Source organism: Microbacterium sp. NPDC087591 (assembly GCF_044743625.1).
GTDB lineage: Bacteria > Actinomycetota > Actinomycetes > Actinomycetales > Microbacteriaceae > Microbacterium.
Window position 1 is genome coordinate 2,132,728 of the sequence record NZ_JBIUWU010000001.1, and the last position, 12,498, is coordinate 2,145,225.

At 66.4% G+C, this 12,498-nt stretch carries 12 protein-coding genes; 5 read left to right on the forward strand and 7 right to left on the reverse strand.

Annotated elements, in window-relative coordinates; genetic code table 11:
* The first annotated feature begins 38 nt into the window (after positions 1-38).
* The 3 genes from ACIOVG_RS10075 to ACIOVG_RS10085 are packed head-to-tail and all read left to right on the forward strand — an operon-like array spanning position 39 to position 3,780.
* Positions 39-1,673, forward strand: coding sequence for a sugar ABC transporter ATP-binding protein (locus ACIOVG_RS10075; RefSeq protein WP_400872369.1), 1,635 nt, complete (start codon positions 39-41; stop codon positions 1,671-1,673).
* Positions 1,670-2,746, forward strand: a complete 1,077-nt coding sequence (locus ACIOVG_RS10080; RefSeq protein ID WP_400872372.1) for an ABC transporter permease — start codon at positions 1,670-1,672, stop codon at positions 2,744-2,746. The genes ACIOVG_RS10075 and ACIOVG_RS10080 overlap by 4 nt, the downstream gene beginning before the upstream one ends.
* Positions 2,743-3,780 carry a sugar ABC transporter permease gene (locus tag ACIOVG_RS10085; protein ID WP_400872374.1) on the forward strand — a complete coding sequence of 346 codons (1,038 nt, stop codon included), beginning with the start codon at positions 2,743-2,745 and terminating at the stop codon, positions 3,778-3,780. The genes ACIOVG_RS10080 and ACIOVG_RS10085 overlap by 4 nt, the downstream gene beginning before the upstream one ends.
* Before the next feature lie 120 nt (positions 3,781-3,900).
* On the opposite strand, the gene ACIOVG_RS10090 is transcribed toward ACIOVG_RS10085, so the two are convergent.
* From ACIOVG_RS10090 to ACIOVG_RS10120, 7 genes are all read right to left on the reverse strand, one after another.
* On the reverse strand, positions 3,901-4,404 hold the full coding sequence (locus ACIOVG_RS10090; RefSeq protein WP_400872377.1) for a ClbS/DfsB family four-helix bundle protein: 504 nt from the start codon (positions 4,402-4,404) through the stop codon (positions 3,901-3,903).
* Positions 4,405-4,414: 10 nt separating this feature from the next.
* On the reverse strand, positions 4,415-4,852 hold the full coding sequence (locus tag ACIOVG_RS10095) for a hypothetical protein (RefSeq protein ID WP_400872380.1): 438 nt from the start codon (positions 4,850-4,852) through the stop codon (positions 4,415-4,417).
* Between the two features lie 84 nt (positions 4,853-4,936).
* Positions 4,937-5,782 (reverse strand): NAD-dependent epimerase/dehydratase family protein, encoded by an 846-nt coding sequence (locus ACIOVG_RS10100; protein ID WP_400872382.1) that lies wholly within the window; start codon positions 5,780-5,782, stop codon positions 4,937-4,939.
* A gap of 26 nt (positions 5,783-5,808) precedes the next feature.
* Positions 5,809-6,987, reverse strand: coding sequence for a mandelate racemase/muconate lactonizing enzyme family protein (locus ACIOVG_RS10105; protein WP_400872384.1), 1,179 nt, complete (start codon positions 6,985-6,987; stop codon positions 5,809-5,811).
* Positions 6,988-7,001: 14 nt separating this feature from the next.
* Positions 7,002-7,835, reverse strand: coding sequence for a carbohydrate ABC transporter permease (locus ACIOVG_RS10110; RefSeq protein ID WP_400872387.1), 834 nt, complete (start codon positions 7,833-7,835; stop codon positions 7,002-7,004).
* Entirely contained in the window at positions 7,832-8,752 is a 921-nt protein-coding gene (locus ACIOVG_RS10115) for a carbohydrate ABC transporter permease (RefSeq protein WP_400872390.1), read from the reverse strand. The genes ACIOVG_RS10110 and ACIOVG_RS10115 overlap by 4 nt, the downstream gene beginning before the upstream one ends.
* Before the next feature lie 74 nt (positions 8,753-8,826).
* Positions 8,827-10,083, reverse strand: coding sequence for an ABC transporter substrate-binding protein (locus tag ACIOVG_RS10120; protein WP_400872392.1), 1,257 nt, complete (start codon positions 10,081-10,083; stop codon positions 8,827-8,829).
* 128 nt (positions 10,084-10,211) lie between these two features.
* Here ACIOVG_RS10120 and ACIOVG_RS10125 point away from each other — a divergent pair, with 128 nt between their 5' ends.
* The gene (locus tag ACIOVG_RS10125; protein WP_400872395.1) at positions 10,212-10,934 is read left to right on the forward strand and encodes a FadR/GntR family transcriptional regulator; all 723 of its coding nucleotides are present in this window, start codon (positions 10,212-10,214) and stop codon (positions 10,932-10,934) included.
* Between the two features lie 80 nt (positions 10,935-11,014).
* Entirely contained in the window at positions 11,015-12,466 is a 1,452-nt protein-coding gene (locus ACIOVG_RS10130; protein WP_400872397.1) for an aldehyde dehydrogenase (NADP(+)), read from the forward strand.
* Positions 12,467-12,498: the final 32 nt, after the last annotated feature.

A 12,498-nucleotide genomic window follows, 5' to 3' on the forward strand; every position in this document is an offset into this window, starting at 1 on the left:
CGCGTCGCCCCCGGGACCGGATAGACGGAGAGACAACGATGAACGAAGAACTGCCCATCGTCGAGATGCGCGGGATCACCATCGAATTCCCCGGAGTGAAGGCGCTCGACGGAGTCGACTTCCGCCTCTTCCAGGGTGAGGTGCACGCGCTCATGGGGGAGAACGGCGCCGGCAAGTCGACGCTGATCAAGGCCCTCACCGGTGTCTACCGCATCGACGCCGGATCGATCGTCGTCGCCGGTCAGGAGCGCAGCTTCGCCGGCACCGGTGACGCGCAGGCCGCCGGGATCTCGACCGTCTACCAGGAGGTGAACCTCGCCCCCAACCTCACCATCGGTGAGAACGTCATGCTCGGGCACGAGGTGCGCGGCGTCTTCGGCGTCAACTGGCGTGCCACCCACCGTGCCGCCACCGAGGCGCTCGCGCGACTCGGACTCGACCACCTCGACACCCGCCAGCCGCTCTCGACGCTCTCGATCGCGATGCAGCAGCTCGTCGCGATCAGCCGGGCCATGGCGATCAAGGCCAAGGTCCTCATCCTCGACGAGCCGACCTCCAGCCTCGATGCCGCGGAGGTCGAAGGTCTCTTCACCGTGATGCGCACGCTGCGCGATCAGGGCGTCGCGATCCTCTTCGTCTCGCACTTCCTCGACCAGATCTATGCGATCAGCGACCGTCTCACGGTCCTGCGCAACGGGCAGTACGAGGGCGAGTACCTCACCCGCGACCTCGACAGGCACGCCCTCATCTCCCGGATGATCGGCAAGGACCTCGACGCGCTCAAGTCCCTCGGCGGCAACCGCCGCACCACCCCGCGTGACCCCGACGAAGAGGCCTTCCTCTCGGCATCCGGCATCTCCCGCACCGGCGCCGTGCACGCGACCGACCTCGACATCCGTCCGGGAGAGGTCGTCGGGTTCGCCGGCCTCCTCGGTTCCGGGCGCACCGAGCTCGCGCGTCTGCTCTACGGCGCCGACCGCAGCGAGTCCGGCCAGATCACCATCAAGGGGCGCAAGGTCGACCTCTCCTCCCCGTCCGCCGCGCTCTCGCAGCGCATCGCGTTCTCGACCGAGAACCGTCGCGACGAGGGCATCATCGGTGACCTCACGATCCGCGAGAACATGATCCTCGCCGTCCAGGCCAAGCGCGGATGGGCGCGGCCGATGCCGCGCAAGGAGCAGGATGCGATCGTCGACAAGTACATCGCCGCGCTCAACGTGCGCCCGGCCGATCCCGAGCGGATGATCAAGAACCTCTCGGGCGGCAACCAGCAGAAGGTGCTCCTCGGGCGCTGGCTCGCCACCGAGCCGGAGCTGCTGATCCTGGACGAGCCCACCCGCGGCATCGACGTCGGTGCGAAGGCCGAGATCCAGGAGGCCGTCGCGGAGCTCGCCGACCAGGGAGTCGCCGTCGTCTTCGTCTCGTCGGAGCTCGAAGAGGTCGTGCGTCTCTCCGAGCGGATCGTCGTGCTCAAGGACCACAGCAAGATCGGTGAGATCCAGAACGGTCCCGACGTCACGGCGCAGGAGATCGTCGACGTGATCGCCGCCCATGGTGTGGAGGCCGCGGCGACGACCCTCGAGGAGGAGCTCGACGCGATCGAGGTCGTCCACGTCGCACCCGCCGCCGCTTCCGATGTGCAGCCCGAGACCCTCGAGGGGGAGACCCGATGAGCGCATCCGCTCGTGCGTCCGTGTGGCGCGACCTGATCCGCAAGCCGTTCTTCTGGGGGATCGTCGCGATCGTCGCGCTGCTGGCGCTCAACGTCCTCAAGGATCCGACCTACCTCGCGATCTCGATCAACCCGAACAACGGCAACCTCGTCGGCAACCTGGTCGACATCCTTCGCCAGGCGGCGCCCATCATGATGATCGCGATCGGCATGTCGCTCGTGATCGCGACCGGAGGCATCGACCTCTCGGTCGGCTCGCTGATGGCCGTCGCCGGAGCCGTGTCGATGGAGTTCCTCGCCGCGGCGAACGACTCCGGCTCGGTCGGCGTCGCGCTCGCGGCCGTCGGTCTGGCGCTGCTGGTCACCGCCATCCTCGGCGCGGTGAACGGCATCCTCGTCGCCTACGTCGGACTCCAACCCTTCATCGCGACGCTCGTGCTGATGCTCGCGGGGCGCGGCATCGCCAAGGTCATCACCGGTGGACAGAACACGGCCGCGTCGAGCGACCCGTTCCGCTGGATCGCGAACGGCTTCGTGATCGGCATCCCGGTGGTGTTCATCCTCGCCGTCGTCATCGTGCTGCTGGTCGCGTGGGTGGTGCGTCGCAGCGCCCTCGGCCTCATGATCGAAGCCATCGGCATCAACCCGAAGGCGAGCCGGATGGCCGGCATCAAGCCGAAGGGGCTCCTGCTGACGACCTACGTGCTCAGCGGCATCCTCGCGGGCATCGCCGGCGTGATGTCGGTCGGCAGCGTCATGACCGTCGACATCTCCCGCACCGGCTACCAGCTCGAACTCGACGCGATCCTCGCGGTGGTCATCGGCGGCGCCTCGCTCGCCGGCGGCAAGTTCTCGCTCAGCGGCGCCTTCGTCGGCGCTCTCCTGATCGCGACGCTCGACAAGACCGTGCTGTTCCTCGGTGTCTCGTCATCGGCCACCCCGGCCTTCAAGGCGATCGTGATCGTCGCCATCTGCCTGCTGCAGTCCGAGCGGGTTCGCAGCTGGTTCCAACGTCGCAAGAAGACGCAGACTCCGTCTCCGCGGGTCGAGATCGTGAAGGAGGCTGCAGCATGAGCGTCATCGCAGCGGCACCAGTCCAGGCTGCCGGGACGAGCTTCGTCGACCGGCTGCGTCGCCAGCTCACGGCGAACCCGTCGGTGGTCCCCACGATCGCGTCGGTGGTCATCTTCGTCGCCATGATCGTGTACGGCGAGATCGCGTACGGGCGGATCGTGCAGGCGAGCACCCTGTCGAACCTGCTCATCAACAACGCGCACCTCATCGTGCTCGCGGTCGCGCTCACCTTCGTGATCCTCACCGGCGGTATCGACCTGTCGGTCGGGTCCGTCATCGCGGTCTCGTCCGTCGCGGGCGTCATGCTCTCGAACGCCGGCTGGAATCCGCTTGTCGTGATCGTGCTCATGATCGCCATCGGCGGGCTCTTCGGACTCGTCTCCGGTGTGCTGATCAGGTACTTCAACGTGCAGCCGTTCATCGCGACGCTCGCCATGATGTTCCTCGGACGCGGTCTCGCGTCGCTGCTGAGCACCAAGCCGGAGCAGCTCCCTGCGGACTCGCCGATCCGCCTGATCGCCGAGAAGATCAAGATCATCGACGGACCGAAGGTGAACGATCTCGTCATCACCCCCGCGGTGATCATCGCGATCGTGGTCGTGCTCGTCGCCTTCTTCGTACTGCACCGCACCCGCACGGGGCGCACGGTCTACGCGATCGGCGGGTCCGAGAACTCCGCCCTGCTGATGGGGCTCCCCGTGCCGCGCACCAAGGTGCTCGTCTATGTGATCAGCGGCTCGCTCGCCGGCCTCGCCGCCGTGCTCTACACGGCCCGGCTCGGAACGGCGCAGAACATCACCGGAATCGGGTGGGAGCTCGACGCGATCGCGGCCGCGGTCATCGGCGGCACCGTGCTCACCGGGGCATACGGCTACGTGCTCGGCTCGGTCATCGGAGCTCTCGTGCTCGGCCTCATGACCGTGCTCATCACGCGAGACGGCGGCATCCCGCCGGAGATGACCACGATCATCACAGGCGGCATCCTGCTGGTCTTCGTGCTGCTGCAGCGCGTGGTGACCCGCAAGAAGGAGTAGCTACCGCCCGGTCAGTGCTCCGGTCGCCCGGTCACTCCGGCGGCAGAGAGGCGCTCCTGTCGACGAACAGGGGCGCCTTTCTGCCGGAACGGGGCGGTCGGGCGAGACGTCGCCGCTTCCTCAGAGCGTGCGCAGCCAGCGCCGGATGCGAGTGCGGGCGTTCCGATACGGCGACGAGGTGTTGAGCGAGATCATCCGCCCCATCGTCCAGGTGCGGTACCAGGGCGATCCGTAGAGTTCTGCGTCGGACCGAGCGTCGACGAGCGCGAGGATGCGATCCTTCGCAACGGTGAGCCGGGCGCGCAGGTGCTCCCACGATTCGTCCTCGTGCTCCCGGTAGAACTGCTGGGCGAGCGAGCCGAGATCGCCCCAGGAGTGCCCCGGGGCGGGGAACTCATCGGGCAGACCTGCCGCGCGGCGCTCCTGCCAGGTCAGCACCTGCTCGTTCCAGCCCACCAGGTACGCGACCAGGTCGGCCGGGCTCATGGTCGTGCCCTTCACGTGGCCGGGCAGCACCGACTCGCGGGCGGATGCCGGGGGTACGCGCTCGAGGTCTGCATCCAGCCGTGCGAACTCCGCGGCGATGGCATCGCGCAGCTCGGCCCGGGAGGTGGGAATCGTCATCGTCGTGGCCTCACGCCCCCGGCGGGTTCCTGGACAGGAACGGCCGGGGCCAGGCGCCGAGGGCGAGCACCGCGATGATCGTCTGGACCAGCCCGGCGACGAAGTAGATGCCGTGCAGAGGCGACCACACGAGCATGATCGCGATCTCCACGAAGATCCAGATCATCATCGTCAGACCCGCGGCGGCGTGCATGCCCCAGGCGACGCGGTAGCCGCGGGACTGGGCGATGAGTGCGAGCGCTTGCACCCCGCCGACCACGACCCCGAGGATCACGCCGGGCCAGAAGTACGAGCTGAAGATGCTCCCCTCGATCCACTCGGGCGGGAGTCCCATCCCGCCGCCGACCGTCAGGCCCACCATCCCGGCCAGCGCCGAGAGCAGGCTGAACCACGCGATGCCGATCAGGCCGAATCGGATGGTGCGCGGCGGGCGCGGAGTCGAGCGCATGGCTCCACGGTAGCGCTGCGGGTCGCGTGGCGGTGGGCTGTGGCCCGTGAGAAATCCCCGGTCCTGCTCGGGAAAGGCGTGTGGTCAGACGTGGTCGCGCCAGGAGTGCCGCGGGTCGTAGCCCAGTACGCGGCGCGCCTTGTCGATCGACAGCAGAGTCTCGTTCGGCCCGACCTCGCGCGTCAGCGGCACGTCGGGGAAGACCTCGGCGAGCAGTTCCGCGTTCGGACGCGACATCACGGTGTCGGCGGCCGCGATGATGAACCGGTCGAACCCCGGGGCGGCGACCTCGAGCGCACGCTGCACGGCCTGCGCGCCGTCGCGGGCGTCGATGTAGCCCCAGAGGTTCCACTTGCGGCGCAGGGCGTCGGCGTCGAACTCCGGGAACTCGGCGTAGTCCTCGGGGTTCATGACGTTCGAGAACCGCAGGGCCGTGATCGACACGTCGGGATGCCAGCGCACCAGCTCGCTCGCCAGTTGCTCCTCGAGCGTCTTCACGAGCGAGTACACCGACTCGGGGCGGGCGGGGTAGTCCTCGTCGACCGGGACGTAGGGCGGCGGCACGTCGAACGGCAGGCCGAGCACCGTCTCGCTGGAGGCGTAGACGATGCGGCGGATGCCGAGCCGCACCGCGGCCCAGAACACGTTGAACGTGGCGGGCATGTTGTTGTGGAAGGTCGCGACGTCGCTGCGGATGCCCGGCGCCGGGATCGCGCCGAGATGCACGACAGCGTCGATGCCGTCATGCCGGTCGCCCACGGCTGTGAAAGCGTCGATGACCTGGCCGTAGTCGGTGAGGTCGACCTGCACGAAGTCGGGGCCGCGGGTGCCGGCGACGTCCATGCCGATGACCTCGTACCCGTTCGCACGGAGCTCCCGTGCGACGACGCTGCCGAGCTTGCCGGATGAACCAGTGAGAGCGATGCGCATGTCACCAGAGTGGCACGGCTGCGAGGCTAGTCGCCCGGTTTGACGAAATAGGAGCGTGCATCATCAGGACGGATATCGGCCACGGCATCGTCGAAGATCCTCATCGGATGAGGCGTGTACGGATGCTCGGCTATCGCCTCCAGATTCAGTTCGATGCCGAACCCCACCCCGTCAGGGATCATGATGTCGCCCTCGTCGGTCAGCGTCACACGCTCATCGGAGATCTCTGTCCGCCAGGGGACGTCCGTCGCCATGATCTCGAGATAGCGGAAGTTCGGGAGCGTAGCGCCCAGCTGCAGGGTCGCTGCTGTGCTCAAGGGCCCGCTCGGGTTGTGGGGTGCGAACGGCACGTAGTACGTGGCGGCGAGCGCGGAGATGAAGCTCAGTTCGAGAAGGCCGCCCGCGTGCGTCACATCAGGCTGGATGAAGTCCACCGCCTGACGGGCGAGCACGGGGACGAACTCCCGGCGACCGAACCAGCGTTCCCCTGCCGCGATCGGCACGGGGGACTTCGAACGGATCTCCATCAACGCATCGATCCCGTCCGGTGGGCACGGCTCCTCGAAGAACACAGGGTTGAACTTCTCGATCCTGCGCGCCACCTTGATCGCCGAGGGTACGTCGAACCGCCCGTGTCCTTCGATGAAGAGTTCGATGTCATCGCCGACAGCTTCCCGCACCGCAGCCACCGGCTCGAGCATCCGGTCGAGGTCGCGATCCGAGACAGTCAGATCGGCGGCTTCGAACGGGTCCCACTTGAGACCGCGGAACCCCGTCGCCAGCGTTCGCAGCGCTGCCTCGGCGAAGTCCTCCGGGGTGACGGCGCCCGAATACCAACCGTTGGCGTATGCGCGCACCCGGTCACGGGTCTGCCCGCCGAGAAGGGCATACACCGGAACGCCCAACGACCTGGCAGTGACATCCCACATCGCCATCTCGAGAGCGCTGAGCGCAGTCATCGTCACAGGACCTCCGCGCCAATAGGCGTTGCGCTGAAGTTCGTAGATCGTCTGCGAGATACGTGTGGGATCTTTGCCCTTCACGGCTTCGCCGAGGATCGCGACCGCTCCTTGAACGGCGAGTTCCTGCCCTTCGAGGGTGGCTTCCGCGATCCCTACCAGTCCCTCGTCGGTATGCAGGCGCACGATGATGAGGTTCGTGCGGTAGAAGTCGACGGTGAGCGCATCGAGATGCGTGATCTTCATGGAAGTGTGATTCCTTATCCCTTGACAGCACCGGCGGTCATGCCGGCGACGACGTACTTCTGCGCGAACAGGTAGAACGCGACGGCAGGAAGCGTGAAGATCAGCGCGACCGCCATGATGGTCTGAATGGACGTGTCCTGTTCGCCGATGTAGCCGGCGACGCCGACGGATGCCGGCTGAAGCTCCTTGTCGTAGATGAACGTCACCGCGAAGACGTACTCGTTCCAGGCCGTGAAGAACGCGATGACCGCGCCCGCTGCGATCGCGGGAGTGATCAACGGGACGAGAATCCTGAACAGCACACCGGCAGGGCGAGCGCCGTCCACTCGAGCCGCCTCGTCCACCTCGCGGGGGATGCCGTTGAACGCCCCCATCAAGATGAGCGCGACGACCGGCAGCACGAACGCCGCATCGGCGAGGATCAACCCGAGCAGGGAGTTGAGAAGGCCGGTCTCGCGGAAGATCGCGAAGAGCGGAACGACGAGCAGCGCCTCCGGCAGCATCTGTGTGAAGAAGAGTGCCAGCGCGACGAGGAACTTCCCCGCGAAGCTGAAACGGGAGAGTGCGTAGGCCAGTGGGATGCCGAAGGCGATCGCGACGACCATGGTCCCGGTCGCGACGATGAAGCTGTTCAGCAGCCAGCGCAGCACGTCGCCCTGTGCGAGCGCGTCGGCGAACACGCCGATGCGCGAGAAGTCAGGGAGGAGCTGCGGCGTTCCGCTGAAAAGGGCTTCATCACCGGTCAGTGCCGTGACGAACATCCAGTAAAGCGGAAAGGCCACCACGCCGAGGACGACCAGGACGGCGAGCATCCTGAACGTGACGCCGAAACGGGCACGGGTTTTCATGAGTTCCTCTCCGCAGCGGTGGTGATCAGTCGCGCACCGACGACGATGATGAGCGAGATCACGATCCCGACCATCCCGATCGCGGCGGCCATACCGAGCTGTTTCGAATCGAAGGCTTGGGAGTACAGATCGATCACGAGAGTGCGCGTGGACCCGAGAGGGCCGCCCCTGGTCATCAACCAGATCAGTTCGAAACGACGGATCGACCAGATGGCCATGAGCACCGCGATGAGCCCGACCGTCGGCTTGATCACCGGCCAGGTCACCACTCGGAAGCTCCACCATCGATTCGCGCCGTCCATGTGTGCGGCCTCGACGAGTTCCTCCGGTACCGACTGCAGGGCGGAGAGCAGCACCACGGCGGTGAAGGGGAACAGCTGCCAGATCGTGGTGATCAGGATCGCCGGGAGCGCCAGGTCGGGGTTGTTCAGAACCCCGCTGTCACCGACGTCGATACCCCACGACGTCAAGAGCCGTGTCAGAACGCCGTACTGCGCGTTGAGCATCCACACCGCGATCAGGGCGATCGCAATACCCGGGGCCGCCCACGGGATCGTCACCAGTGCCCGGGCGATACCGCGCCCTGGGAAGCGGGAGTTCAGCAACAGGGCGACCAGCAGCCCGATGCCGACGCTCCCGAGCACGCACACCACAACATACACAAGGGTCACCAGGAGCGTCTGCTGGAAGGAGTCGCTCTGGAAGGCGGCGACGTAGTTGTCGAATCCCACCCACACGCTGTGGGACGGGTTGAGGAGGCTCGTCTTGGTGAAGCTCAGATAGATCTCCTGCACCAACGGAATCAGCTGGAACAGGATGATGTACGCCGCAGCCGGCGCAAGGAAGATGTACGGCGTCCACCGACTGCCGAGCGGGCTGCGCCGCCGACGGCGTCTGTGAGCGATCCCCTGGCTCATTTCGTTCTCACTCTCGAAGGGTTCGGGTGTGCGGATGATGGTGGCGCGCCGTGCGAGGCGCGCCACCATCGCGGTCAGCCACCGACGAGGGCTGTCGCCTGCTCCTGGGCTTTGTCCATCGCGGTCTTCATGTCCTGCTTGCCCTGGAGTGCGGCGAGCACCTCGGTCACCACGATCCGGCGGATGTCCGGCGTCTCCGCGCCGAACCCCAGCACGACCTGCGGGACTCCGGTCTCGGTGAGCTCATCGAGCACGGCAAGGTACGGGGCCTCCGCCAGGCTCTCAGCGCTGCGCTCGGTCACCGTTGCGACGCTGCTCGCGCCGAGGACGCTCTGCAGTTGCTGTTGCTGCTCCGGCTCGAGGAGCCAGTTGATGAATGTCATCGCCGCATCCTTGTGCGCGCTGTTGCCATTGATCACGATCGGGGCGAGGAGTGCTCCCTGCTTCTCCACGGGAAACGGGATGCGGACGACGTCGAAGTTGAGTTCCGGGTTCGCGTTGACGGTCGCGGTCGCGTACCCGCCGTTGTTGAGCTCCATACCGACCTTGCCCTGCGCGAACATCTTCCGGAACGTGGCGGCATCAGCGCCCTTGGGGATCACGTTGGCGTCGTAGAGCTGCTGGAACGCCTCCAGGCCGGCAACCACCTTCGGCGAGTTCAGCGTGAGCTTCTCGCCGTCGGACCACTCGCCTCCGAACCCGTAGACGTAGTTGAAGATGTCCTGCCAGACCCCGGCCTCCTCGGCCTGTGTCTGACGGAACGCCAGGCCATAGACGTCACCGGAGGTGGTCGAGGTGGCGACCTGCACGAACTCGTCGAATGTGGTCGGCGGGTTCGGGATGAGATCCGCGTTGTAGAACAGGCCGTAGTTGGCGGCCTCGAAGATGACGCCGTAGCGGTGGCCGTCGACCGTCATGTACTGATCGGGGCCGGAGAGCAGATCCAACGAGTCGACGTCGAGCCGCTCATCGAGGGGCTCGAGGAGCCCTGCGGATGCCGCGGCTTCGAACTCCGGCATGTCGAAGCGGATGAGGTCGGGGCCTTCTCCGCCCCCGAGCTGGGTGAGGACGGTCTGACCGAACGTGGGGTACGGCACCGATGCGGGCTCGACCTTGACCTCATCCTGGGCGGCGTTGAAATCATCGATCAGCGCCTGCAACCCGGGACCGCGGCCTGGGTCTCCCAGAGTCGAGGCGGCGAGTGTGATGGTGACCGGGCCATCGCCGCCGTCGGCGGTGGGGTCACCGGACGAGCATCCGGCGATGACGATCGTCGCGGTGACCAGCGCACCTGCGGTGGCGAGCAGTCGTCGGGCGGGACGAGAGGACATCATTTACTCCTTCGTAAATCAGTGCAGGGGAGGCGAGGAATCCGCGCCACCTAGAATAATAATGATTAATATGGAAAATACAAGTACGGATCCGCGGAAGCGACCCGCGACCGCTAGAGTCGATCTCCATGGCTGAATATCCAGGGCGGGGACTGCACGGAGAGGTCGTGGAGCAGCTCGGGCTGAGAATCGTGCGGGGAGACTATGCCCCGGGAACGCGCATCGACGTCGAGGCTCTGGAGCCGGAACTCGGCGTGAGCAAGTCTGTCGTCCGCGAGGCTCTGCGCGTGATCCGCGAGAAAGGGCTCATCGACTCCTGGCAGAAGCGCGGCACCTTCGTCACGAGCCGCGAGTCCTGGAAGCTGCTCGACACGGATGTGATGATGTGGCGCCGTGAGGCGCAGCGTGACGATGATCAGCTCCTGGTCGATCTCTCCCAACTGCGCGATGCGATCGAACCCGCCGCTGCGGGGCTCGCGGCCTCTCATCGCACCGCGGAGGACCTGGCCAGGTTGGATGCTGCCTTTGCCGCATTCCAGGCGGCCGGAGAGAACGTCGACCGTCTGGCGGAGGCGGACCTCGACTTCCATCTCCTGATCCTCGGTGCCACGCATAACGAGTTGTTCGTGCGCCTCGACACGGTCGTCATCCACGCGTTGAGCGCCCGCAATCGTATCCAGCACCACCCCGGAGCGCGGTGGCACGACCCCGTCCCCGACCATCGGGCCGTGCTCGAGGCGATCCGTCAAGGATCGGTTCCGATCGCCGAGGCTGCGATGCGCTACGCACTGCGGGAATCCGACCAGGATCTGACGAGCGGGGAACCGCCGTTTGACTTGGGTCACGCATAGGGCATACTGCTTTAATCAGAATTAATGCGTATGTGGCGTTGACGCTCCGTGGATGCCACATGGATGCGGAGGCCCGGAAAATGATCGACGTCGACGAAGCGGTCCTGGCCGCTGACAGAGCCCATCGAACACGCGGAGCCTCGTCGCCGAGGCTCCGCAGGCGGGGACTGCACGCGATCGCTGCCGGTCTCGAATCGGGTCGACGCGAGCTGGTCGAGCTCGCGCATGAAGAGACCCATCTCGCGGCGGCGCGCCTGGAGGGTGAGCTGACACGCACGATCTTTCAGCTGCGACTTCTCGGCGACGAAAGCGCACGTGGGGTGCGCCTCGGGGCAACGATCGACCATGCGGATGAAGCATGGGGGATGGGACCTCGTCCAGATCTTCGGTCCACGGCTCGGCCGGTCGGCGTCGTCGCCGTCTTCGGCGCCTCCAACTTCCCCTTCGCCTTCAGCGTCGCGGGGGGAGATACAGCGTCGGCCCTGGCAGCCGGATGCCCGGTTGTCCACAAGGCCCACCCTGCGCATCCACGTCTCGCACGCCGGACGGCGCAGATCGTCATCGAGGCGCTGGAATCCGCTGGGTTGCCCTCGGGCAGTTTCGCGCTCGTGGAGGGGCGCGAAGAAGGCATCGAGCTCGTGCGGCATCCGCTGGTCAAGGCGGTCGCTTTCACGGGCTCGACGGTCGCCGGTCGTGCCCTGTTCGACATCGCCGCCGCGCGTCCCGAACCGATCCCGTTCTTCGGCGAGCTGGGAAGCACGAACCCGGTGTTCGTCACGCAGGCCGCATGGGAGCATCGAGCGTCGACGATCGCGCAGGGGTATCTCGGGTCGGTGGCGCTCGGTCGCGGCCAGTTCTGCACGAAACCCGGCTTCCTGGTTGTCCCGACGGGCGCTGCTGAGGTCATCGTCGCTGCCGCGGAGGCGGAAGAGAGCGCGCCGTCGTTGCTGCTCACCTCCGGCATCCGTAGCAGCTTCGAGGAGTCGCTCGACGACTTCGCCGCACTTGCCGGCGTCGATGTTCTGTGCGGAGGTCCCTCGAAGGAGGAAGCGCCGCCGCTCACTCTCCTGCGTATGTCTGCGGATACGTTGCTCGAACGACCTGAACTCCTCGAACGTGAGGTCTTCGGGCCAGCGAGCGTGGTCGTCGAGTATCGCGATGCCGAGCAGCTCGACCAGATCGCCCCGCTGATCAGCGGACAGCTCACATCCACCGTGCACGCTGAGGACGACGACGACGTCGACGCGTTGCTCGGGGCGCTCGCCGACCGCAGCGGCCGGATCGTGTGGAACGGATGGCCGACGGGCGTCGCCGTCACCTTCGCACAGCATCATGGCGGGCCATATCCGGCAGCCACCAGCAGCACGACGTCGGTCGGAACCGCAGCGATCGACCGGTTCCAACGCACCGTCACATTCCAAGACGTCCCGGCGCGCTTGCTGCCGCCTGAGCTCCGAGACGAGAATCCGGACGGCGTGCCACAGAGGATCGACGGCGAACTGCGCCTTCGCGCGGATGGAGCAGGCGAATGACCGAGATGACCGTGCTTCCGCAAGATGATGCC